The organism is Marinococcus sp. LNSP9103-4, assembly GCF_056034345.1.
Genome location: NZ_JBQLIA010000028.1, coordinates 1 through 22,085 on the forward strand (window position 1 = coordinate 1; position 22,085 = coordinate 22,085).

A 22,085-nucleotide genomic window follows, 5' to 3' on the forward strand; every position below is an offset into this window, starting at 1 on the left:
CTATTGCACCCCGTTGGAAGTATTCATGAGGTATATGGAGAATGATATGGTGTCTAACTTAATTTGACGATTTAAATTGGTTAAATGAATTTCAGCCAGCAATTGTTTAAATTTATTTTTTAAAAGGAGGGGTGGGAAGTACTTTTCGCACAAAGGTTGGATTTACTAATAATAAAGGGGTGTAATACATGAAGAAAAAATCACTTTGGTTTTGTGCAAGTTTGGTAGCGCCGGCAGCACTTATTGCAGGATGCGGCGGTGGCGGAGAAAATGGCAGCGGTTCTGGAAATGAAGGGGGCGACGGGGGCGGAGAGTCCGATTATCCTTCGCAAAATATTGAAATTATCGTTCCTTACAGTGCTGGCGGCGGCGGAGATACAGTTGCCCGAATTATAGCAGAGCATTTAGGGGAAGAAATAGATCAACAGATTAATGTAGTTAACCGGGAAGGCGCTGGCGGCGAAGTTGGGATCTCAGAAATGGCAAATAGTGAGGCAGATGGCTATACACTCGGTGTTTTTGGTTATCCAGATAATTTTGTATTGGAAAATACGGTAGATACAGATTTTTCTTTCGATAGTTTCGAATATCTCGGTGCATTTGATGATGTGCCTCACGCTTACTTTGTTGGCCCTGACGCACCATTCGATGATATTGAGGGGATGGTAGAATATGCTGAAGAAAATCCTGGAGAAATCACTGTGGGTGAATCTGGTGCGCTTGGCTTGTTAAAAATACTCGCGTTTGATGATTTAGCCGGAATCGAAACCTCCCCGGTAAATTACGAGGGCGGTGGTGAGCTAGTCAACGCACTGCTCGGTGGACACGTTGATGTGGCTTCTTCTTCCATAACGGCAGCAGATGAAATTGTGGATGCAGGCGGAACGCCGATCGGTTATGCGGCAGAAGAGCGACTGGATATGTTTTCTGAGTACCCGACTTATCAAGAAAACGGTTATGACCTTGAATTAGGAGTTTCCCGTGTGCTCGTAGCTCCGGAAGGTCTTCCGGAAGATGTACAAAATGAATTAACTGAAGCAATTGATAGCTTAGGGGAAAATGAAGAATTCCAGGAAAGTTTTGAAGAGGCGGGTCTTCCATACCGATACTTGGATAATGAAGAAGTTACTAATAATCTTCAAGAATCGAATGACAGACTGCAGCCAATTATTGACGAAAATGAAGAGGATTTTTAAATTATATGTTGAACAATGAGAGGGGCCGAAACAAAGCTGGAAGCTTTTTTTCGGCCCTGCCTTAGGAGGACTTAGACAATGGAAGGATTACAGGTATTTTTAGAGGTGCTTTCTCCTAGCGTATTGCTCATTGTACTAATTGGGGTGCTGATCGGCATTATCGTTGGAGCCATCCCGGGATTGAATGGAGCTATCGGTATTTCATTGCTCCTGCCGCTGACATTCACCCTGGAGCCGCAGTTGGGCATTTTACTGCTGGGTGGTATTTACATGGGAGGAATGTATGGAGGATCAATAACAGCAATTTTGTTAAATGTGCCTGGAGACGTTGTTGCTGCACCAGCAGCAATGGAAGGACACCCTATGACTAAGCAGGGACGAGCAAAAGAAGCATTGTATTATTCGGTTTTCTCGAGCATGTTTGGTGGTTTTGTAGGGGTTATTGTGCTTATCCTATTTACTCCGCCGCTGGCAAATTTTGCGTTGAAATTCGGTCCCGCGGAAATGTTTTTTGTGTCCCTTAGCGGGCTAGTTATTATCGGGGCTCTGACTGGAAGTAACATTTATAAATCCTTTTTTGCAGCGCTGTTTGGATTATTTATTGGTCTCATTGGTGTAGATATGGCTACAGGATCTGAAAGATTTACAATGGATAGTGCCTCCCTGCGTTCAGGAATATCGGTAGTACCTGTCGTATTGGGATTATTTTGTTTAGCTGAAATGTTTCATAATATCGGAAAAAAATCAAATGAAGTTATAGAATATAAAGACCAGTCTATCAAGCGTTTCACGGTGTTTAAAAGCATTTTTAAAGAAAAGTTTTTAGTTACTAAATCAAGTCTTATCGGTACAGGAATCGGGTTACTCCCAGGAGTTGGGACAACGTTAGCTGTTTTTATGGCCTACGGGGAAGCAAAACGTGTATCAAAACAGCCCAAACTATTTGAAAACGGAAATCCGGAAGGGATTATTGCAGGAGAGTCAGCGAACAACGCGACTGTCGGGAGTGCAATGGTTCCACTGTTGGCCCTGGGCGTTCCAGGCAGCCCGACTACTGCCATTATTGCCGGTGCTTTAATCATTCATGGAATTATTTTAGGTCCGGACTTATTTGTCACCCGCCCGGACGTAGCATACACTTTTCTTTACGGTATGCTGCTAACCGTTGTGGCAATGGCGATCATTGGCTCCATCGGCGTGAAATATTTTTCATACATTTTAAAAGTTAATATGAAATTTATTGTTCCTACTGTGCTCGTTTTCTCGCTTTTTGGAGCGTACAGTTTTCGTAACAGCCTTTTTGATGTTTTGATTGCGCTGGTACTTGGAGTAATAGGAGCGGTATTTAAAAAGATTGATGTTCCATTAGCGCCAATAATTATAGGTTTAGTATTAGGGCCTCTTATTGAAACTAATTTAATCCGTTCGATGACTATCGCGGAATCACGGCAGATTTCCCTGCTGCAATACTTATTAACAAATCCACTGGCTATATTTCTCCTGGTTATGGTCTTTGTGCTGCTTATAGTAGCGATTCGTATGAGAAAAAGATCAATGTAATTAAACCCCAAATAGAACCAATAACTTATGCCCCCGGGACTGTAGTTATTGGTTTTTATTTTTTCATTCAAGAATCTCTCTTATTTTGGTACATACAGATATCCGCACAAAATCCCTCAGTTTTTGATATAATACCTTTTGTTTGGAGATAGGCTTATATTTAGATAAGATACAACACGAAGGATACTATTGAAGAGGTGAATAGAATGAAGTTTTCGATGACTGACGGAGGATTTCAAACAAGAACAGACTACGGAGAGCTGTCTGTGTCCGGGGAAGAAGAGTATGGCTTCCGCCCTTTTCAGCTGATGACTTCTTCGATTGCTGTTTGCAGCGGCGGAGTGCTGCGCAAAATAATGAATAAAAGACACCAGACAGTGCATGATATTCAAATTGAGGCAGAGGTGGAACGGGATGAAAAGCAGGCAAATAAAATAACTGCTGTTCATCTGCATTTTATCGTAAAAGCAGAAAACGTAACAGAAGCTCAGATGCAAAAAAACGTGGAATGGACGAAGAAAAACTGTTCGATGGTCCAGTCAGTAAAAGACAGCATTGCGGTTACAGAAACATTCGAACTTCTTTCCGACTAACAGTGCAAGAGGTCTTGGAAAAGAATTGGAGAGAAAAGTATGGCAAATGCCGGACGTAACCAGCTAGACTTCACGGAAGGCAGTATCATGAAGAAAATGGTGATATTCGCCTTTCCGATTTTTATTGGAAACCTGCTTCAAAGCTCTTATCAAATCGTGGACAGCCTGTGGGTCGGTAACTTAATCGGCGCGAGCGCCCTGGGTGCGGTTTCACTGGCTGCGACGATTTTATTTTCTGTGCTTTCCTTTATTATAGGAATTAACAGTGCAACATTAACAGTGCTTTCCCAGAGGGTGGGAGCGGATGATGATGAGGGTCTGAAGCGTTCTCTGAATGCTTTTGTATCCGTTTTAGGGACGCTTGCAATTATTCTCGGAACGATAGGTTTTTTTGCAGCTCCAACCGTTTTGACGTGGATGGGGACACCGCCGGACATCCTGGAAAGTGCAGTCATATACTTACGCATTAACTTTATCGGCATTGTCTTTTTATTTGGCTATAATTTTATAGGTACTGTTCTGCGAGCTGTCGGCGACAGTAAAACCCCGCTTCGCTTTATAATGATGGCTGTCGGGCTGAATATCTTTCTCGATCCGCTGTTTATTTCAGGCTTTGATATGGGCATTCAGGGAGCGGCAATTGCGACGGTTATTTCCCAGGGAAGCGCGTTTGTATTCGGGGTCGTCTATATGATTCTTGTGAAGGGACTTCCATTCGCAGTGCCAAGCATCCCCGAAAAAGCAGAATTTCAGCGTATTATGAAACTGGGTCTGCCGGCAGGACTGTCGATGATGGCTATTTCTGGCGGGCAGCTGGCGATTATGACAGTGGTAACGTCATTTGGCTCTGTGGTTCTCTCGGGATACGGGGCAGCCCAGCGGCTAGACAGCCTGATTATGCTTCCGGCAACTACGCTCGGTTCTGCTATTACAAGTATGGCCGGACAGAATATCGGAGCGAACCGCTGGGACCGTATCAGCTCAATTGCGAAAAATGCGTTAATTTTAATTTTAATCGTTTCAATCACGATGAGCACCGCTGTCTTTTTACTGGCTGAATTTTTGATGGGGCTGTTTGTAAATGACGAAGCCACCATTCAATACGGTAAAACGTATCTGCAGATTGTTGCTTTCTTTTATCCGTTTTTAGGGATAAATTTCGTGCTGAACGGTATTGTGCGCAGTTCCGGGGCAATGATCCAGGTACTTGCCCTGAATATTATTTCTTTCTGGGTGCTTCGTTTTCCGCTTGCCTGGTTCTTTTCCGAAAGAATAGGGGAAAACGGAATTGCGCTCGGCATAGGCCTCAGCTTCGTGATCAGCGCTGTAATTGCGGTCAGCTATTATATTTTTGGCGGCTGGAACCGTATTGATATATTCAAAGAAGAAAAGAAAAAAGGAGGAGCGTCATGAGCACCCCAGTACACGACAAGAATCAGCAGCTTCAGTATATAAAACAGCGTCTGCATCTGCTTTCGACAATGGTGGATAACATTGATCCTGAAGAAGGCTCCGAATCGGAAATGAAGAGACTCGAAGAAATGGTGGAGCAGCTGCGGGTTAAATGCCGTCAGTTTCAGCCGGATTGGAAGGATGAATAATGCCTGATGTTTACTTTATCCGGCACGGGGAATCAGAAGGAAACTATGCCCAGGTGCTGCAGGGGTCGATGGATTATCCATTAACCCCGCATGGACAGACGCAGGCAGAAGCGCTTGGCAGTTACTTTCGCAGTATTCAGTTTGACGCTGTAATTGCAAGTGATTTAATGAGGGCTTCTGCGACCGCGGAGGCAATGGCACAATTTCAGCCGGTGGGCGTATCCACCGACGAGCGGCTTCGCGAAGTACATCTAGGTGTGCTTGAAGGAAAGGCGAGAGACGTGATTCAAAACGAATTCCCGGATCTTATCGGAAGGGATCTTTTAACTGCCGAAGTGGAAGGGGCAGAAACAAAAAACGATCTGACCGAGCGGTGTGCGTGGCTGTATTATAAGCTGACCGAGGAATGGAAGGACAAGGATCAGATTGCTGTCGTTTCGCACGGAGGATTTATTACGATCTTCTTTATGTATTTACTGGCCAAAGACAACTGGGTATCGCTCCAGCGTTCCATGCGTATCGACAATACAGGAGTATCCCGGATTCACTTTCGAAAAGAACGTGCTTCTATTCAATACATCAACCGAATTACACATTTGGAGTAGCATAAAAAAGCAGGAGCCGGAGCTCCTGCTTTTAAACGTTTAGCCGTTGTATTCAATCGGACCGTTTGGACCGAGCGGAATGCCAGTGAGCATCCATACGACAAGCAGCAGGGACCAGAACAGGAGGAATGCGACGGAATACGGAAGCATAACTGCTATCAGGGACCCGATGCGCATGTTTTTGTCATACTGCTGGGCAAACGCGATAATAATCGCAAAATAAGTCATCAGCGGCGTAATAATGTTGGTGGATGAATCTGCCACACGATATGCCATCTGCGTCAGTTCCGGCGAATAGCCAAGCTGCATCATAATCGGAACGAATACAGGCGCGAGTATGGCCATTTGGCAGAGGCACTTCCGATAAACAGGTTGATGAAACCGACAATTAATACGAATACTAAAATTAAAGGAATGCCGGTAAGATTAATTGACTGTAAAAAATCCGCGCCGTACACAGCCATAAATGTTCCAAGATTGGTTTCTTCAAAATAAGCAACAAACTGGCCGGCTGTGAATGCGAGCAGAATGAACATGCCCATGCTCGCCATCGTATCAGAAAGCTGATTGGCGACATCCGTATCGTTTCTAATACTTTTTGTCACAATACCGTATACAAGCCCGGGAATGAAAAAGGCTATAATAATGACGACAACGAGGGAGTCCATAAACGGTGACTGAACGACGGCCCCTCCTTCACCGCGAAGCGGAGCATTAGATGGAACAATGAGCAGAGCAAGCAGAATAATGGTCAGAAGCGCTGAACCCATCGACCAGAAGATTCCTTTCTTTTCCGTTCCCGTTAATGAAGTGAGGCTCTCCCGGTAGTCGCCCTTGTATTCTCCGAGCCGCGGTTCGACGACGAACTGACTCACAAGTGTACCGATGACAGCCAGGAAAAATGTGGAGACGAAAATGAAGTAGTAATTCATCGCCAAATTCATCTGTTCGGCGTAGGCCGGATCGATGGTGGACGCCGCCTGGATCGTCAACTCACCGAGCAGGACATCTGTACCGGAAAGCAGGAGGTTGGCACTGAAGCCTGCCGAAACCCCGGCGAAGGCAGCAGCAAGGCCTGCGAGCGGGTGCCTCCCGAGTGCGGCAAACAGAATAGCACCTAGAGGCGGAAGAACTACGTAGCCGGCGTCGGAGGCGACACTTGACATAATACCGGCAAAAACAAGACCAAAGGTAATTAAAGATTTTGGGATAGACAGGATAAAACCGCGAAGCAGTACGCTGATAAGTCCGGTGCGCTCCGCAATGCCGATACCGATCATGGTAGCAAGCACCACTCCGAGCGGGGCAAAGTTAATAAAGTTGTCCACCATACTGGTGAATATGTATTCGATTCCGCTCGATGAAAGCAGATTGGTTACCTGAACCGTTTCTCCTTCTTCTCCCGGAGATTCTACCTGCAGGCCGGCAGCAGAAAGAACGGCAGACAATACCAATACAAGCGCGGCGAGAATGGCGAACAGAGTAACCGGATGGGGAAGCTTATTCCCAACTCGTTCAATCCAATTCAGTGACCGCTGCAGCACGGTTGATTTTTGTGCAGAAGAGCTCATAATTTACCTCCTAATTCGTTTAGAAATGACGAAAGTATCACAGGCACACAAAGATTATTGTAATGAACGAAAACAAAGGAAGAAAGCCATTTCATCGAGAATAGGAAAATAGAACTGAAAAAATAATTAACAATTTATTGAAAATTAATACTTTTATCCTAAAAATAGAAAATATGGCAGAATTTTAAGCGTCCCGGAGAGCAGGTCGCGTGAATAGGGGTAAACGTGATAAAATAACAAAGCTTCATGAAAGGACGTAATTACTGTGCAGCAGATAATAAAGCAGATCCCATCCGTATACGATGTTCAGCTGATGCTGAAACGGATGGCACTCGATCCGCTGTATAATGTAGATATCGATAAAAGAAAGGTGAAGCTGCCTCTGCCGGGTGAGAGGCAGCTTGATACAGTAACTGTTGCGTTTGTTGAACATCAACCGGAGACTTATGTATATGTAGAGGCCCCGGAGAAGAGAGAACAGGAAGCTCTGGATAAAATAGAACGTATTTTTCGTTTTCATCAGCCACTTGCTCAGGCAGCCGGGCATTTTCAGCAGACGGAATTAGAGCCGCTGTTTCATCGGTTTTACGGTGCGCCGCTCACCTGTGACTTTGACTTATACGGCTGTCTTATAAAAACAATTATTCATCAGCAGTTGAACATGGCCTTTGCCTATACTCTTTCAACAAGATTCGTTCAGACATACGGCACTTATAAAGATGGTGTATGGTTTTACCCTGCCCCTGCGACTGTGGCAGCTATTCATCCTGATGAACTTCGAAAGCTGCAGTTCAGCCGCCGGAAAGCGGAATACGTAGTGGATATTTCAAAAAGCATTGCGCAAGGTACGCTTGATATTGGTGCTCTTCAGAAAAAGCCTGATGAGGAGGTTATACGGGAGCTTACGAAGCACCGGGGAATAGGGCCCTGGACGGCAGAATGCTTTTTACTGTTTGGACTCGGAAGAGAAAACCTGATGCCCGCTGCTGATATTGGCGTTCAAAATGGATTAAAGAAGCTACTGGGACTTGAAGCGAAACCATCTAAGGCGGAAATAACAGAATGGTCCAGCCGGTGGAGCCCGTACAACAGCTATGCAAGTATTTATTTATGGCTTCATGTGGAAATACCAGATAAAGGAGAAGATACACGTGCCGAAAAATGAAAAATTTGAACAGCGCCAGCCGCTGCAGGAGGGTCAGGAATTTCCACTGACCATTAAACGAATAGGTATTAACGGTGAAGGAATTGGATATTTTAAACGCCAGGCTGTTTTCGTGGAGGGGGCGCTCCCGGGGGAAGTGATTGTCGGCCAGGTCGAGGAAGTAAAACGGAACCGCGCGATCGCAAGCATTAAGTATATCCGCGAAGCTTCGCCGAGCCGGCAGAAAGCTCCCTGCCCGGTGTATAAAATCTGTGGCGGCTGCCAGCTGCAGCATGCCGAATACGACGAACAGCTGTGGATGAAGCAGGATCTGGTGCTGCAGTCATTTGAACGCTATGCTCCCGTCGTGCCGGAAATTCGTGAAACGATCGGGATGGAAAATCCATGGCGGTATAGGAATAAAAGCCAGTGGCAGACAGGCGAGGGAAAGAAAGGGCGAGTGGAAGCGGGTCTGTATTCGAGTGATTCCAATCAGCTGGTGGACCTCACCAATGTCGGCTGTATGGTGGAAAAGTCGATTCTAAATAAAATTACAAAAGCAATTACCGTATTTATGAAGGATGAAGAGGTGCCGGTACACACGAGTAAACAAAAAGGGGTTAAAACCATCGTTGTGCGGGCAAATGAACAAAAAAGCGAGGTTCAGGTCACGCTTGTGACGTCTTCGGTGGATCTGGAGGAGCAGGAAGAGCTGGTGGATTTCCTGCGTTCTTCGTTTGCTGAAATAAAGTCAATTCATCATCATGTGCAGAATGAAAGCAGCCCGACTGTTTTTGGCGGGACGACCAAGCGGCTGTGGGGTAAAGATACAATTAAGTACAACATGCAGGACTTTTCCTTTCATTTATCCCCGGAAGCATTTTTTCAGCTGAACTCGGAGCAGGCTTCCACGCTTTATGACGAAGCGAAGCAAGCGGCAAAGCTCACAGGCCGTGAAAAAGTGGTCGATGCCTACTGCGGCAGCGGCACAATTGGCCTTTGGATGTCCTCGGATGCTAAGGAAGTACGCGGCATGGATATGATTAAAGCAAGCATTCAGGACGCTAACAAAAATGCTAAACAGGCAGGAGCTTCCCATGCCAGGTTCTACCATGGCAAAGCCGAAGAAATGATGCTTCAGTGGCAGCGGGAAAACTGGAGCCCTGATGTAGTAGTGGCGGATCCGCCGCGTACAGGCTGCGGAGAGGCACTGCTGGACACGATTGGAAAGGTGAAGCCTAAACGTTTTGTGTACGTATCCTGTAATCCATCCACCCTGGCCAAGGACGCCGCGTACCTGAAAAAAGCAGGGTACCATCCAGAATATGCCCAGCCGGTGGATATGTTCCCGCAGACATCCCAGGTGGAAGCTGTAGTTCCTTTTGTATACAAACCGGAGAAAAAAGGCAAAAAATAAATATGCGTGGTGAACTGCAATGTGTTTATACTGGCTCGGTATCAGCCTGATTGTCTCCATTATTCTTACCATCCTGGCAAATCTGCTGCTCTACCTTTTTTTATAAACCTTGGAAGGAGAGCGCATAACTATGTTTGAAAAGCAGCTTTGGCAGCATACTGCCGATTCATTAAATGAATTTGCCGACTTTATCAGTGAAGCACTTGGAGGCCCGGTTACCATTGAGGATTCGACGCACCGTCTGCTCGCCTACAGCGGTCACCCCCAGGTCACTGACGGAGCACGTACGGCGACTATCATGGGGAGGCGCGTGCCGGAAGAGGTGATTCACCGTTTATGGAATGAAGGAGTGATACCAAGCCTTCATCAGCAGAGTGAGCCGGTCTCCATTTCCGCTATTGATGAAATAGGACTCGGAACCAGGATGGCCGTAGCCGTCAAGGAAAAGCAGACAATAATAGGCTATATATGGGTGGTGGAGGGCGAAACGCCTCTTTCAGAAGAGGCAAAGCAGGATCTTCACTCGGCAGCTGTTGTGTGTGGTGAGCGTTTCCAGCGGCAGTTTCACCCAAGAAATCCGGCACAGCAGGACCATCAGGAATATTTTTGGCGTCTGTTGACCGGGGATGAAACGGATGAGCAGGCCATAGAGCGCCAAATGCTTCGTTTTTTTCCGGGGCGGCCACAGCAGTATTCCATTGTAATCATGGAGTTTTCAGAGCAGCTTGAGCACAATGCCTGGGAGCGGCTCACCTATCTGCTGACGATTTCGCAGCGGGTGAAGGTGATGCTCAAAACATATGATCAGCACCGGGCTATTCTCATGCTGTACGGACTTGAAAGCAGAAATATAGAAGCAACAATCTCAGCATTTTTACGTCAGATGCATGAGTTATGGTACGAACGTTACGATGATACTTTAACGGCTATTGCTGCGTCTGAAATCTGTCATCAGTATATGGAAGTGGCGGGCGGTTACAGGCAGGCATTGACCATGCTTGATTTAAAAAAACAGGTTCGCCAGCTTCCCTTCCATTATTACTTTCTGCATGAAGCAGGCTATTACCGCTTTTTCCCAGTTCTTTTACAGAGGCGGGAGGAAGAAACATTTACACATCCTTCCCTGAAAAGTTTATCCGATTATGATGCAGAAAATGAAACGGAGCTTTTGAGCACGCTTTACATCTATCTGAGCGAAGACTGCAACGTTAACGCTGCCGCTAAGATACTTCATGTGCATCCCAATACGCTGACCTACCGTTTAAAAAGGATGCAGGCAATTGCAGGTGTGACTCTTTCCAGTGCCCATGAAAAATGGACGCTGCTGCTGGAATTGGAATTGCTGAAAGAAAAACACACAAACCTATTGTGAAAAATCACAAATGGATAATGGGAATATTATTTTAATCCGCCAATGCTTATAGCCCGGAAACACGCTATACTAATAGAAAAGGTATTAGAGGAGGCGATGCATCGTGATTATAGGGGTTCCCAAAGAGATTAAAAACAATGAAAATCGAGTAGCGATTACGCCGGCGGGGGTTGTGCATTTAACACAAGCGGGCCATTATATATATGTTGAAAACCATGCCGGAGAAGGCAGCGGATTTTCGAATGAAGAATATGAATCAGCTGGGGCAAAAATTATTCCGGAGGCCGCAGACGTATGGAAGCAGGCAGAGATGATACTGAAAGTCAAAGAACCTCTGGCTTCGGAATATCAATTTTTCCGGGAAAACTTGATTTTGTTTACCTATCTGCACCTTGCTGCTGAACCTGAACTGGTGAAAGCATTAACCGAAAACGGAGTCACTGCAGTAGCTTATGAGACAGTCGAGGAAAACCATACACTTCCGCTCTTAACACCAATGAGTGAAGTAGCAGGAAGGATGGCAGCCCAGGTTGGAGCTCAGTTTCTGGAAAGCGTACACGGGGGCAAGGGCGTCCTGCTTTCGGGAGTGCCCGGAGTGAAAAAGGCCAACGTAACGGTAATCGGCGGAGGGGTTGTGGGCACGAATGCTGCACGCATCGCCCATGGTCTCGGGGCCAACGTAACAATTATCGATCTAAACCCGGCGAGACTCCGCCAGATTGATGAAGACTTTGGCGGCCAGATTCAGACGCTTAGCAGCAATCCCCTGAACCTGGCGGAAGAAGTAAAGCGGTCGGACCTGGTGATCGGGGCGGTCCTGATTCCCGGAGCCAAAGCACCGAAGCTCGTGACAGAAGAAATGGTGAAAAGTATGGAGCGGGGCTCTGTGCTGATCGACGTGGCGATCGACCAGGGAGGCATTATTGAAACTGCCGACCAGGTAACGACGCACGATCAGCCGACATATGAAAAACACGGTGTGGTGCACTACGCTGTGGCAAATATGCCGGGCGCGGTTCCAAGAACGTCTACAATTGCTTTAACTAACGTAACCATTCCCTATGCGCTTCAGATTGCAAACCAGGGCGTGGCCAAAGCTCTTACCAATAACCCGACCCTTGGCAAAGGATTAAATACAGCTCAGGGAAAAGTAACGTATCAGGCAGTGGCAGAGGATTTAAATTATCCTTACGCATCATTAGACGAAATACTGCCGATGTTGTAAAATGTGGAACGGGGCGCCGGAGCGGGTGCCCCGTTTTCTTGTGGGAAAATAACTACAGCGGGCAACTGCTGTTCAAAGGAAGGGAGGGGCGGCAATGATTTCCTGTGCCGGTATTGATGCAGAAGGAAACACAATAAACAATATTACATTGGATGAATTTAAAAAATACGAATGGAAATGGTACTGGATTGATTATTCCACTCCCACCGCTGAGGAAACAAACACGCTGGACTCAGTGTTTCATTTTCATCCACTGGCCATTGAGGACTGCTACATGGAGCGTCAGCGTCCAAAGCATGATTCCTATGATGGCTACAGCTTTTTCGTCCTTCATGCACTTGATAAGGAAACGCTTGGGGCTGAGGAAATCTGTATGTTTCTTGGACCCAATTTTGTCGTTACATATCATGAAGCTCCGTCTTCGGCGGTTAATCATTCCTGGAAAAAGCTGCAGGCTGAAAGAGCCGCGCTGAATCCGGGTGATATCAGCTATCACATTATTGATAAAATGACGGATGAATACTTTCCGGTCCTGGATCAAATCGAAGACCGGCTGAATGAGATCGAGGAAAGCAACGCAGAGCTGACCTATGGTAAGCTGATAGAAGAAGTATTTGACTTACGGTCCGATCTGCTCAGGCTCCGTCGAACCATTGTTCCTATGAGAGACCTGGTGTACCGGGTGTTATTTGTGGAGCGTCTGCACTTGATTACCCAGCAGCGGGAATATTACCGGGATATTTATGACCATCTTCTAAAGGTCACCGAAATGATCGAATCCAACCGGGCAATGACCTCAGACATGAGAGACAACTTTCAGACGATGGCATCAAACAGAATGAATGCGATTATGATGACGCTCACGATTGTATCAACAATCTTTATTCCGCTGACATTTATTGCAGGGCTTTATGGTATGAACTTCGTGTATATGCCGGAGCTTGAATATAGATACGGATATTTCATAGCGCTTGGGGTTATGCTCTTAATAGCAGTAGTGCTGCTGGGCTTGTTTAAACGAAATGGATGGTTTAAGATTTTTAAATAGAAGAGTAGAAAGGGGGCGTTCGGATTGTCCTACCGGTTATATAAAGCACAGTTTAAGCATCCAATGCACGAAGAAGATTTGATCGTTTACTACGATAAAGATCAATCAACCTTTTGTTTTGCGACAAAAGATATTGAAGAACAATCCCCGGAGATATGTAAATTCCAATATCCTGCAGATTCTCTGCACGATGTGAAGCTTTTCATTGAAAAGCTGGGTGTTGACGCCCAGACGCTGACGTTTCGTCATTATCTTCTGCATTAATAAGCAAATCCCCTGATGCCAAAAGCATCAGGGGATTTTTTGATATTAGTCAAGATCTGCTGGATATACGCCGTTTTCATCATGAACTTCACGGCCGCTCAGCGGTGGGTTGAATACACAAACCATGCGCATATCTTTACTGCCTCCGCGAAGCATGTGCTCGTCGTTTTTATCGAGCGCATACAATACACCAGGCTCGAGCTGATATACTTTATTGTCGCTTAATGTTTCAATTTCTCCATCTCCTTCAATGCAGTAGACGGTTTCGAGATGGTTTTGGTACCAGATGTGAGTTTCAGTACCGGCACGGATAATTGTATCATTTACCGAGTAGCCCATATTATCATCTTTCATAATGAAACGGCGGCTGACCCAGTTACCGTCATCCACTTCACGTTCAGTACCGAGCAAATCTTCGAGCTTAATTACTTTCATTGTCTATTCCTCCATCTTGTCAGTTAAGGTTTTATATCATAAAAAGGCCGACCGTCGGGGTGCCGATCGATCGGCTTCTTTTTATCCAATTAATCAGGTTAGTTGGCGACAAGGTTGCTTTCTGCGGTAACTTCCTCAATTGCCTTCTGAAGAATCGACAGCCCGCGTTCAAGTCCTTTGTCGTCGATGGTAATTGGCGGGAATAGTTTAAATACTTCATCGTCTGCACCGGCTGTTTCCATGATCAGGCCGTGTTCAAAGCACCTGCCGGCGATGTTATCGGACAGATCTTCGATAGGACTCATAATTCCCTGCATGAAGCCGCGTCCTTTGCGGACACCTTTCATTTCAGGGTGCTTTTTGATCATGTCATCCAGAAACGAAGCAATACGCTCGGATTTTTCCTGGACGTTCTTTTCCAAACGGTCATCCTTCCAGTAATTCAACGCTTCAGTACCTGTTACAAAAGCAAAGTTGTTTCCGCGGAAGGTACCGTTGTGCTCGCCGGGAGCGAATTTGTCATACTCCGGCGCGACTAAAGTGATGGCAAGCGGTGAGCCGTTGCCGCCAATCGACTTGGAAAGGCATATAAAGTCAGGCTTAATACCGGCTGGTTCAAAGCTGAAGAAGGTACCGGTACGACCGACGCCTGCCTGGACATCGTCAAGGATAAGCTTAATGTCGCGCTCCCGGCAGATTTTTTCAATCGACTGAAGCCATTCGCTGCTTGCAGCATTTAAGCCGCCTTCGCCCTGAACGGTCTCTACGATAAACGCTGCCGGCTTATCGAGGCCGCTGCCTCCGTTATCAAGGAAGTTCTCGATATATTCAACGGAATTATCGCTTTCTTTTAAGAATTTATCATACGGCAGGATTGACGTATTGGATAAAGGCATGCCGGCCCCGCCACGTTTGAATTTGTTGCCTGTAACGCTCAAAGCGCCAATAGTCATACCGTGGAAGCCGTTGGTAAAGCTGACAACATTTGTGCGCCCAGTCACTTTACGGGCGAGCTTCAGTGCGCTTTCTACACTGTTTGCGCCAGTTGGCCCGGGGAACATGATTTTATAATCCATGTTACGCGGCTTCAGAATAATATTCTGGAAAGCATCGATAAATTCGCCCTTTGCTTTAGTCGCCATATCAAGGGAGTGAGTAACGCCGTCTTCCTGAATATAGGCAAGCAGTTTTTCTTTCATATTGTCATCATTGTGTCCATAGTTCAGTGCTCCTGCGCCGGAAAAGAAGTCAACATATTCTTTTCCATCCAAATCCCAGAGCTTGTACCCTTTTGCCTGGTGGAACACAGTAGGAAATCCTCTGACATAGCTGCGCACTTCCGATTCGTATTCGTTAAAAACGCTAAGATCATTTTTCATCATAAAAGTAAGTATCCTCCTTGGGAATGTTATCGAAAAATTCAGTTTTTACATAACACATGACATGCGCTTTGCATGTCATGTTCACTACTTATTTTGTAAATGGTCCTACTCGAAATGTCAACTCTTCTTCATGTTCATCATCCGGAAAAAGGTCTTCCGTAAAGCATTCAGAAACTGTCACTTCAGTCTCCCGTTTCTTGGCAAGCTTTTTAAACAGCGCCTGCGAAGCTTCATTGGAAGGGGTGATAGTAGCTTCTAAATACAGCACTTCTTCACATACATCCCGTTCCAGAAGAGCATCCAGCAAACGTGAAGCAAGACCTTTTCCCCGTTGGGAAGTATCCACGCCCACCTGCCAGACGAATACGGTATCCTGTTTTTCAGGTGGAATAAAGGCCGTTACGAAGCCCACTAATTCATCGTTTTCTTTAGCGACAACACATGTTTCGGCAAAAAATTCACACATCATGATATATTTATATGAAGAATTTAAATCCAATGTGGAGTTTTTGACAAGTTCCCACATGTCTGCCCCGTCTTCCACGGTTGGTTTGTCAAAAACGATTGAATCGACGGAACCGTTCGTTCCAGTCATTTTCGTTTCCATTTTCTTACCACCTTTTAAAAGTAATAGAGGGCTACCTGTACTATACCTCTTTATAGAAAAAACAAACGTAATATTGTGTTGTTTTAAAATGTAATAAGATCTGCCACACTCATAAATCAAATCTTAACGCTAATTATGAAAATTTTCAAACTTGCCTATCGGGCATTTATGAGTATTATTACTACTTATAGAGTGTTATGTAACCTGAACAGCGAAAACGATAAGTAATACTTGCGCAGAAGGACAATTCCTCCGCCTTTGATAAGAAAAGCCGTCCGAAAAGCCCCGGACGGCGTGTAGTTACTCTTTTAAAATATTGATCAGCGCAGGCTGCAGGCTTGGGAAATGAAAGTGGAAGCCATGATTCATGGATTTTTGGGGGATGACCTTTTGGCCTCCAAGAATCATTACACTCATTTCGCCGAGCATCTTCTCGATAATAAATGACGGCACAGAAAGCCAGTGCGGACGTCCGGTTACTTTAGCTATCTCGCGTCCCAGAGTTTCCATCTGCGCAGGTTCAGGCGCGGTAATGTTCAGTGCACCTTTAATTTCTTTGGTGGTGGCTGCAAAAAGAAGCATTTCGACAGCGTCTCTTAAATGAATCCAGGAAAACCACTGTATTCCGCTTCCAAAAGTACCGCCGCCAAACATTTTGTATACAGAGACGAGTGGCGGGATAAACTCCTGCAGCACGAGGCCGAATCTTGCGTGTACGACACGTATGCCGAGTTCTTCTGCTTTTGCAGCTTCGTTTTCCCAGCGAAGAGCGACTTCCTGTAAAAAGTTTGTTTCTCCTTTAGGGGATTCCTCAGTAAATTCTTCTTCATCGGAAATTCCGTAATAAGCCACGGCTGAAGCGCTGATGAGAACTTCAGGTTTATGGCTGCTCGCCTTAAAAATACGGATAACTTCTCTTGTAGAATCGATACGGCTGTTTAAAATATCTTCTTTGTTTTGTTCCGTCCAGCGCTGGGCAAGCGATGCGCCGGCGAGGTTTATGAAAGCATCTACCGGCGGCAATTCATATTCGGGTTTGCTGCCGGGATTCATCCATTCAACAAAGGTGATGCTTTCGCTATTTTTTTTATTTTTACTGTTTCTTGTTAAAATATAAATATGGTGGCCCATCTGTTCGAGGTAGCCTGTGAGGGCGGAGCCTACATATCCGCTTCCTCCTGCAATAGCAATATTCAATGTGTATTTCTCCTTTCACTACTTAAGGTGATGTAAAAACGTCACTTTTGAAGCTATTCAACTTTACCCAAAAGCAGATTGTCATAATCATTTTCCACTATGCAAAAGGAGAGGGCCTTTGTGAAAATTACAAAAATTGAAGTGCAGAAAAATAACCCCGAGCGATACAGCATTTTTACCGATCAGACAGGCCGGGAAGTATTCACGACCGGTGTGGATGAAGCCGTTTTGGTGCAGTGGGATCTCAAAAAGGGAAAAGAACTGACGGAAAAAGAACTTGAGCTTCTGATTGAGGACGATCATGAACGTAAGGCCTGGAACCGGGTGCTGCATTACTTATCGAGTGTGATGCGGACAGAAAAAGAAGTATATGATCATTTAATAGAAAAAGAGTTCACAGAGGCTTCTGCATCGAAGGCGGTCGACAAAGCGAAGGAATATAAATTCTTAAATGACCGGGAATTTGCCAAAGCGTTCGTGCGCACAAAAATTAATACGACCGATAAAGGGCCGAAGGTCATTAGAATGGACCTGGAGAAAAAGGGCGTGGCGGAGACTTACGTTTCCGAGGCGATGAAGACGCTGACTGATGAACTGGCTCTCGACCGGGCTGTGACCGCAGCGGAGAAAAAAGGGCGTCAGAAAAAAGGCGAATCGGGCGGTGCGGTGAAACAGCGTTTGTTGCAAATGCTGCTCCGAAAAGGATATGATCATGAAACAGCTTCAGCCGCTGTAAAAGAAGCGGATTTTGCTCCTTCAGAGGAAGATGAGTGGAATTCGGTGCTCGTGCAGGGAGAAAAAATTTACCGAAAATGGGAAGGCAGGCTTGAAGGCCGCCAGCTTGAACAGAAAATTAAAGAATACCTGTACCGGAAACAATTCCCAATGGAGCATATTCAGCGGTTTTTAGATGAAAAGAGAGAGGAGTCCGAACATGGGGATGGAAAAAAGATACAGCCAGATGAGCAGGTATGAGCTTGAACAGGAAATAGCAAGCTTAAACGAAAAATCCAAAAAAGCGGAACAGATGGGACGAGGAAATGAATTTGCGGTTTATGAGCGTAAAATCGCAATGGCGAAAACGTATATGCTTGACCCAGCGGACTATCAGCCGGGGAAAACCTACCGGATCGCTCAGGAAGGATCCACTTTTGAAATAGAATTTATTAATGGCGTGTTCGCCTGGGGCTACCGAAATAATTCAAGCCAGATCGAAGCACTGCCGTTCTCCCTGTTGGTCGAAAAATAAAGAATGGAGGCACGAGCGGAATGGAAAACCAGAAAAATTATTTATTGGAACTTCTTCTTTCAGTCAACAATCAGTTAACAGATGAAAAAGCCCGGGAATGGGTGGACTTTTTATGGGAAGACTTTGAATCCACTCAGGCGAAGGCGGGCCGTTCGTACAAAGGTGAAGAAGTAACCGGGCAGATTGTGGAGAAATGGGTCCGGCAGTATGGACCGCACCTGCACCGCTATGAAGCGACAAACGAAAAGTTTTTTGGTATTAATTAGATATAAGTAAAGAGTACGGAGAGCGGCTCCGTACTCTTTATTATTGAGTATAATAGGAAAAATCCCGGCCTTTGTCGAGTTTTTTGTAAAGGGTGTCATCACTGAAAATCCAGCCGGTATAGGAAGTCATAATCTCCAGCTCCTCGTTCAGTTGAACGACCGCGACAAACGGATAGTATCCTTTACTGCGGTAGCGCAGGTCAATGAATTTCACTTCATATCCCTCGTCTGTGCTTCGGACGATCCAGCGGTACGTAGGGGAGAAGGATAGAAAAGAAGCAAGGTTCCGGTCGTCTCTGGCCGCATTGATAACAGGGTCGTCGGGAATTGGCTCGAATGGGTACGTTTCAAAGTAGCGGAGGCGTCCATTCCGGTAATTGGTAACGAATAACTTGTGCGGCGTACGGATAACTAGGTGCCATCGGTACCAGTTGTAAGTCGGCGAAATAAACAGATGTGTGGCATCCGGGTGCAGGCGGCGGGCTCTTTGCAAAACAATGTTTCGGGCCTGGAACCGCCATAAATAGTAAAAAAGCAAAAAGATATATAAGACAATCATTGAGGCTGCTATCGGTACATCGAACCACCACAGAATAAATACAAAGAGGTGGGAGAAAAAGATTACCGAATCAAAAATATTAATCACGCCGAGCGCTATCCATCGTTTCGTAAACGGGGACAGCGCCTGGGTGCCGTAAGCATTAAAAATATCCACAAAAACGTGAAGAGCGACAGCGATAAAGGACCAGAGCCATAAATGTGAAAAAGCAACGTCCGAAAACATATATATAATAGCTGCCAACAGCACCGGCCAGATTAAAACGGCGGGTATGGAGTGTGTCGGGCCGCGGTGGTAGCGGATATAGACGGCGTTATTTTTCAGCTTTAATACGGTATCAAAATCAGGGGCCTGTGACCCTATAATTGTTGCGATCAGGATTGTACCCATTGCTCCGCCTTCAGATGAAATAGAAGGATCAATGGTGGCAAGACCGCCCAGGCCGATCCCCATCACAGTGTGAGTTGCTGTATCCATTGGCACCACCTTTAATTTATGGCATGCTGAAACAAAAAAAGCCTGTGGCATCATACAAGCACAGACCGTACCAGCGTAGTTTCATGATACCCTAAACAGTTTATTTCAAAAAGGAGAATTGTATGAATCCGCAGAAATACGTCGTTTTTATGGAATACCGGATTTTAGAAGATAAAAGAACTGAATTTTTAAAAGCGATGAAAGAAATTTCTTCAGCTATGCTCAACGAGCACGTGAATAATTATGAATGGTTTGAGTCTGTAGATCAGGGAGCATTATTTGTAGAAATGTTTGCAGTTAATACATCCGAACAGTACCAAGCTCTGAAAACAAAACGAACAGATACAGATGAAGAAATATATGGCCGCCTTGATAAATTCGTCCCCGGAGGAATAAAAAAAGTCCACTGCTGGTGTTTTGAGAAAAAAGGACCTTACGATAACCAACATAAAGAGAAAGAGTGAATTGCTATGCATCCACTATTGGAGAATTTTTCGCCGGAACAGTTTCAGCAGGATCTAGTCGACTGGTACCGGCATCAAAAAAGAGACCTGCCCTGGCGAAGGAGCGCAGATCCTTATCACATATGGATTTCAGAAATTATGCTTCAACAGACAAAAGTCGATACAGTTATTCCATATTACTACCGTTTTTTAGAAGCTTTTCCCACTATTGAAGCTCTGGCAGAAGCTGAAGAAGATCAGGTGATGAAGAAGTGGGAAGGCCTCGGTTATTATTCGCGGGCGAGGAACCTGCACCAGGCGGTCAAGGAAGTAGCTGAAGAATACGGTGGAGAGGTTCCGAGTGGAAAAAAAGAGTTTCGGTCGTTAAAGGGCGTCGGTCCCTATACAGCAGGAGCAGTACTCAGTATTGCTTTTGATAAACCGGAGCCGGCAGTGGATGGGAACGTAATGCGCGTGTTTTCGAGGCTGCTGTGTTTGTATGAAGACATCGGCAAGCAGTCCACAAAAAGTACTTTTGAAGCAGTGCTTGGCGAAATTCTGCCGCTTACCTCGCCATCAGATTTTAATCAGGCAGTGATGGAGCTTGGTGCTCTTATTTGTACGCCCACCTCGCCGGGATGTCTGCTGTGCCCAGTGCAGGAACACTGTAAAGCAAGAGCAGCAGGGGTGCAGGAAGAACTGCCGGTAAAAGAAAAGAAAAAGGCCCCGAGAAAGCAGGAAATGGCAGCAGCGATTATTTGGAACGATGAAGGGGAATTATTAATTCATCAGCGTCCGGATAAAGGTCTTCTGGCAAGACTGTGGGAATTTCCGAACACAGCAGTGGAAAATGAAGCGGAGCGTGCCAAAGAAATAGGTGCTTACCTTGAGGCAGATGCATTCATAACCCCCGAAATTGAGCGTCCTGTACAGCGTGTGGAACAAACATTTTCACATTTGATCTGGAATGTGCACGTATATGAGGGGCAGGCGGAAAAAAGTGCTCTGCCGGAGGATTGGAAGTGGGTTTCGCTGAAGGACGTATCGAACTACGCGTTACCCGTGGCCCACCAAAAAATATATAATACGCTGGTTGAAAGGATGGAGTTAAAATGAGCAAAGCTTTTGAGGGGAAAAAAGTATTGATTACAGGCGGTTCCAAAGGAATAGGAAAAGGCATTGCCCGGGCATTTTACAGCCAGGGAGCCGACGTTGGTATCCTGGCTCGTTCTGAAGAATATCTAAAAGCTGCCAAAGAAGAGATCGGAGACATTGAGACCTACGTCTGCGATGTCACTGTAGATAAAGAGAGGCAAAAAACCTTTCAACGGTTTATCGAAGCGTTTGGCGGTATTGACGTACTTGTAAACAATGCCGGCGGAAGCAGCGGTGGAAAAATTGCGGATACTTCTATGGAAGAGTTTACACAGGCGATGGAAACAAATTACTTCCAGGCTGTACACTTTAGTAAAATGGCATATGAGCAGATGAAGGAACGCGGCGGAGCAGTTATTAATATCACATCGATCTTTGGAAAGGAAGCTGGCGGAAAAGCTACGTATAACAACGCCAAAGCGGCGCTGATCAGCTTCACAAAAGCAGCAGGTAACGAGTGGATACAGGACGGGGTGCGGGTTAATTCAATTGCTCCGGGGTCCATTCTGCATCCTACCGGTAATTGGCAAAAGCGGATAGAGGAAAATCCAGAAGCGATGGAGCGGTTTGTGGAACAGAATATCCCCGCCGGAAGATTCGGTAATGTGGAGGAAGTGGCAGACGCAGCGTTGTTTCTCGCTTCGAAGGAGGCACGATGGCTTGTTGGCACAACGCTTACTGCTGACGGCGGCCAGTCCCGGATGAATATATAAAACCGG

The 22,085-nt window shown here is 45.7% G+C and carries 23 protein-coding genes and 1 pseudogene; 18 read left to right on the forward strand and 6 right to left on the reverse strand.

What is annotated here, in order from left to right:
* Positions 1–188 precede the first annotated feature (188 nt).
* The 6 genes from ACTRXG_RS14735 (at position 189) to ACTRXG_RS14760 (ending at position 5,555) form a co-directional block, all read left to right on the forward strand.
* A complete protein-coding gene (locus ACTRXG_RS14735) occupies positions 189–1,196 on the forward strand; it encodes a tripartite tricarboxylate transporter substrate binding protein (protein WP_474285676.1) in 1,008 nt (335 codons plus the stop codon).
* 78 nt (positions 1,197–1,274) lie between these two features.
* Positions 1,275–2,756, forward strand: a complete 1,482-nt coding sequence (locus ACTRXG_RS14740) for a tripartite tricarboxylate transporter permease (protein WP_474285677.1) — start codon at positions 1,275–1,277, stop codon at positions 2,754–2,756.
* Between the two features lie 206 nt (positions 2,757–2,962).
* Positions 2,963–3,349, forward strand: a complete 387-nt coding sequence (locus tag ACTRXG_RS14745) for an OsmC family protein (RefSeq protein WP_474285678.1) — start codon at positions 2,963–2,965, stop codon at positions 3,347–3,349.
* Between the two features lie 39 nt (positions 3,350–3,388).
* Positions 3,389–4,762 carry an MATE family efflux transporter gene (locus ACTRXG_RS14750; RefSeq protein WP_474278677.1) on the forward strand — a complete coding sequence of 458 codons (1,374 nt, stop codon included), beginning with the start codon at positions 3,389–3,391 and terminating at the stop codon, positions 4,760–4,762.
* On the forward strand, positions 4,759–4,950 hold the full coding sequence (locus tag ACTRXG_RS14755; protein WP_322525975.1) for an SE1561 family protein: 192 nt from the start codon (positions 4,759–4,761) through the stop codon (positions 4,948–4,950). Before ACTRXG_RS14750 ends, ACTRXG_RS14755 begins: the two co-directional genes overlap by 4 nt.
* Positions 4,950–5,555: a histidine phosphatase family protein gene (locus tag ACTRXG_RS14760; RefSeq protein WP_474263543.1), complete on the forward strand. Its 606-nt coding sequence runs from the start codon at positions 4,950–4,952 to the stop codon at positions 5,553–5,555. Before ACTRXG_RS14755 ends, ACTRXG_RS14760 begins: the two co-directional genes overlap by 1 nt.
* 39 nt (positions 5,556–5,594) lie before the next feature.
* Here ACTRXG_RS14760 and ACTRXG_RS14765 read toward each other — a convergent pair.
* Positions 5,595–7,126 (reverse strand): annotated as a pseudogene (locus tag ACTRXG_RS14765) (AbgT family transporter).
* A 265-nt stretch (positions 7,127–7,391) separates the two neighbouring features.
* Here ACTRXG_RS14765 and ACTRXG_RS14770 point away from each other — a divergent pair.
* From ACTRXG_RS14770 to ACTRXG_RS14795, 6 genes are all read left to right on the forward strand, one after another.
* Positions 7,392–8,291, forward strand: a complete 900-nt coding sequence (locus ACTRXG_RS14770; RefSeq protein WP_474278671.1) for a DNA-3-methyladenine glycosylase family protein — start codon at positions 7,392–7,394, stop codon at positions 8,289–8,291.
* A complete protein-coding gene (gene rlmD / locus ACTRXG_RS14775) occupies positions 8,278–9,687 on the forward strand; it encodes a 23S rRNA (uracil(1939)-C(5))-methyltransferase RlmD (RefSeq protein ID WP_474285680.1) in 1,410 nt (469 codons plus the stop codon). The genes ACTRXG_RS14770 and rlmD overlap by 14 nt, the downstream gene beginning before the upstream one ends.
* 130 nt (positions 9,688–9,817) lie before the next feature.
* On the forward strand, positions 9,818–11,059 hold the full coding sequence (locus tag ACTRXG_RS14780; RefSeq protein WP_474285682.1) for a PucR family transcriptional regulator: 1,242 nt from the start codon (positions 9,818–9,820) through the stop codon (positions 11,057–11,059).
* A gap of 103 nt (positions 11,060–11,162) precedes the next feature.
* Complete coding sequence (gene ald / locus ACTRXG_RS14785; RefSeq protein ID WP_474285683.1) at positions 11,163–12,284, forward strand: alanine dehydrogenase; 1,122 nt, start codon at positions 11,163–11,165, stop codon at positions 12,282–12,284.
* Between the two features lie 94 nt (positions 12,285–12,378).
* A complete protein-coding gene (gene corA / locus ACTRXG_RS14790; protein ID WP_474285685.1) occupies positions 12,379–13,332 on the forward strand; it encodes a magnesium/cobalt transporter CorA in 954 nt (317 codons plus the stop codon).
* Between the two features lie 24 nt (positions 13,333–13,356).
* Entirely contained in the window at positions 13,357–13,596 is a 240-nt protein-coding gene (locus tag ACTRXG_RS14795; protein ID WP_462864850.1) for a hypothetical protein, read from the forward strand.
* 45 nt (positions 13,597–13,641) lie between these two features.
* Here the strand turns inward: ACTRXG_RS14795 and ACTRXG_RS14800 are convergent, their stop codons facing one another.
* The 4 genes from ACTRXG_RS14800 to ACTRXG_RS14815 form a co-directional block, all read right to left on the reverse strand.
* Positions 13,642–14,031, reverse strand: coding sequence for an ectoine synthase (locus ACTRXG_RS14800; RefSeq protein WP_022795050.1), 390 nt, complete (start codon positions 14,029–14,031; stop codon positions 13,642–13,644).
* Between the two features lie 98 nt (positions 14,032–14,129).
* Positions 14,130–15,413 (reverse strand): diaminobutyrate--2-oxoglutarate transaminase, encoded by a 1,284-nt coding sequence (ectB, locus tag ACTRXG_RS14805; RefSeq protein WP_474285686.1) that lies wholly within the window; start codon positions 15,411–15,413, stop codon positions 14,130–14,132.
* A gap of 88 nt (positions 15,414–15,501) precedes the next feature.
* Positions 15,502–16,020 (reverse strand): diaminobutyrate acetyltransferase, encoded by a 519-nt coding sequence (ectA, locus tag ACTRXG_RS14810; RefSeq protein WP_322525965.1) that lies wholly within the window; start codon positions 16,018–16,020, stop codon positions 15,502–15,504.
* A 300-nt stretch (positions 16,021–16,320) separates the two neighbouring features.
* Positions 16,321–17,217: a TIGR01777 family oxidoreductase gene (locus ACTRXG_RS14815; protein WP_474285688.1), complete on the reverse strand. Its 897-nt coding sequence runs from the start codon at positions 17,215–17,217 to the stop codon at positions 16,321–16,323.
* A gap of 120 nt (positions 17,218–17,337) precedes the next feature.
* On the opposite strand from ACTRXG_RS14815, the gene recX reads away from it, so the two are divergent.
* Genes recX through ACTRXG_RS14830 form a run of 3 tightly spaced genes read left to right on the forward strand, consistent with a single transcriptional unit; the run spans position 17,338 to position 18,732 of the window.
* Positions 17,338–18,192, forward strand: a complete 855-nt coding sequence (gene recX, locus ACTRXG_RS14820) for a recombination regulator RecX (protein ID WP_474285689.1) — start codon at positions 17,338–17,340, stop codon at positions 18,190–18,192.
* On the forward strand, positions 18,158–18,466 hold the full coding sequence (locus tag ACTRXG_RS14825; RefSeq protein ID WP_322526181.1) for a YfhH family protein: 309 nt from the start codon (positions 18,158–18,160) through the stop codon (positions 18,464–18,466). Before recX ends, ACTRXG_RS14825 begins: the two co-directional genes overlap by 35 nt.
* A gap of 20 nt (positions 18,467–18,486) precedes the next feature.
* On the forward strand, positions 18,487–18,732 hold the full coding sequence (locus tag ACTRXG_RS14830; protein WP_474285691.1) for a YfhJ family protein: 246 nt from the start codon (positions 18,487–18,489) through the stop codon (positions 18,730–18,732).
* Positions 18,733–18,772: 40 nt separating this feature from the next.
* Here the strand turns inward: ACTRXG_RS14830 and ACTRXG_RS14835 are convergent, their stop codons facing one another.
* Positions 18,773–19,768, reverse strand: coding sequence for a metal-dependent hydrolase (locus tag ACTRXG_RS14835; RefSeq protein WP_474285693.1), 996 nt, complete (start codon positions 19,766–19,768; stop codon positions 18,773–18,775).
* A gap of 122 nt (positions 19,769–19,890) precedes the next feature.
* On the opposite strand from ACTRXG_RS14835, the gene ACTRXG_RS14840 reads away from it, so the two are divergent.
* Genes ACTRXG_RS14840 through ACTRXG_RS14850 form a run of 3 tightly spaced genes read left to right on the forward strand, consistent with a single transcriptional unit; the run spans position 19,891 to position 22,079 of the window.
* Positions 19,891–20,232, forward strand: a complete 342-nt coding sequence (locus ACTRXG_RS14840; RefSeq protein WP_474285694.1) for an MFS transporter — start codon at positions 19,891–19,893, stop codon at positions 20,230–20,232.
* A gap of 6 nt (positions 20,233–20,238) precedes the next feature.
* On the forward strand, positions 20,239–21,327 hold the full coding sequence (gene mutY / locus ACTRXG_RS14845; protein WP_474263568.1) for an A/G-specific adenine glycosylase: 1,089 nt from the start codon (positions 20,239–20,241) through the stop codon (positions 21,325–21,327).
* Complete coding sequence (locus ACTRXG_RS14850; RefSeq protein ID WP_474285696.1) at positions 21,324–22,079, forward strand: SDR family NAD(P)-dependent oxidoreductase; 756 nt, start codon at positions 21,324–21,326, stop codon at positions 22,077–22,079. The genes mutY and ACTRXG_RS14850 overlap by 4 nt, the downstream gene beginning before the upstream one ends.
* Positions 22,080–22,085: the final 6 nt, after the last annotated feature.

What these genes read in the sequence shown, in the direction of transcription:
- ACTRXG_RS14735 (WP_474285676.1), top strand. Translation starts at nt 189, where the DNA reads ATGAAGAAAAAATCACTTTGGTTTTGTGCAAGTTTGGTAGCGCCGGCA.
- ACTRXG_RS14740 (WP_474285677.1), top strand. Translation starts at nt 1,275, where the DNA reads ATGGAAGGATTACAGGTATTTTTAGAGGTGCTTTCTCCTAGCGTATTG.
- ACTRXG_RS14745 (WP_474285678.1), top strand. Translation starts at nt 2,963, where the DNA reads ATGAAGTTTTCGATGACTGACGGAGGATTTCAAACAAGAACAGACTAC.
- ACTRXG_RS14750 (WP_474278677.1), top strand. Translation starts at nt 3,389, where the DNA reads ATGGCAAATGCCGGACGTAACCAGCTAGACTTCACGGAAGGCAGTATC.
- ACTRXG_RS14755 (WP_322525975.1), top strand. Translation starts at nt 4,759, where the DNA reads ATGAGCACCCCAGTACACGACAAGAATCAGCAGCTTCAGTATATAAAA.
- ACTRXG_RS14760 (WP_474263543.1), top strand. Translation starts at nt 4,950, where the DNA reads ATGCCTGATGTTTACTTTATCCGGCACGGGGAATCAGAAGGAAACTAT.
- ACTRXG_RS14780 (WP_474285682.1), top strand. Translation starts at nt 9,818, where the DNA reads ATGTTTGAAAAGCAGCTTTGGCAGCATACTGCCGATTCATTAAATGAA.
- corA (WP_474285685.1), top strand. Translation starts at nt 12,379, where the DNA reads ATGATTTCCTGTGCCGGTATTGATGCAGAAGGAAACACAATAAACAAT.
- ACTRXG_RS14800 (WP_022795050.1), bottom strand. Translation starts at nt 14,031, where the DNA reads ATGAAAGTAATTAAGCTCGAAGATTTGCTCGGTACTGAACGTGAAGTG.
- ectB (WP_474285686.1), bottom strand. Translation starts at nt 15,413, where the DNA reads ATGATGAAAAATGATCTTAGCGTTTTTAACGAATACGAATCGGAAGTG.
- ectA (WP_322525965.1), bottom strand. Translation starts at nt 16,020, where the DNA reads ATGGAAACGAAAATGACTGGAACGAACGGTTCCGTCGATTCAATCGTT.
- ACTRXG_RS14825 (WP_322526181.1), top strand. Translation starts at nt 18,158, where the DNA reads ATGGAAAAAAGATACAGCCAGATGAGCAGGTATGAGCTTGAACAGGAA.
- ACTRXG_RS14830 (WP_474285691.1), top strand. Translation starts at nt 18,487, where the DNA reads ATGGAAAACCAGAAAAATTATTTATTGGAACTTCTTCTTTCAGTCAAC.
- ACTRXG_RS14835 (WP_474285693.1), bottom strand. Translation starts at nt 19,768, where the DNA reads ATGGATACAGCAACTCACACTGTGATGGGGATCGGCCTGGGCGGTCTT.
- ACTRXG_RS14840 (WP_474285694.1), top strand. Translation starts at nt 19,891, where the DNA reads ATGAATCCGCAGAAATACGTCGTTTTTATGGAATACCGGATTTTAGAA.
- mutY (WP_474263568.1), top strand. Translation starts at nt 20,239, where the DNA reads ATGCATCCACTATTGGAGAATTTTTCGCCGGAACAGTTTCAGCAGGAT.
- ACTRXG_RS14850 (WP_474285696.1), top strand. Translation starts at nt 21,324, where the DNA reads ATGAGCAAAGCTTTTGAGGGGAAAAAAGTATTGATTACAGGCGGTTCC.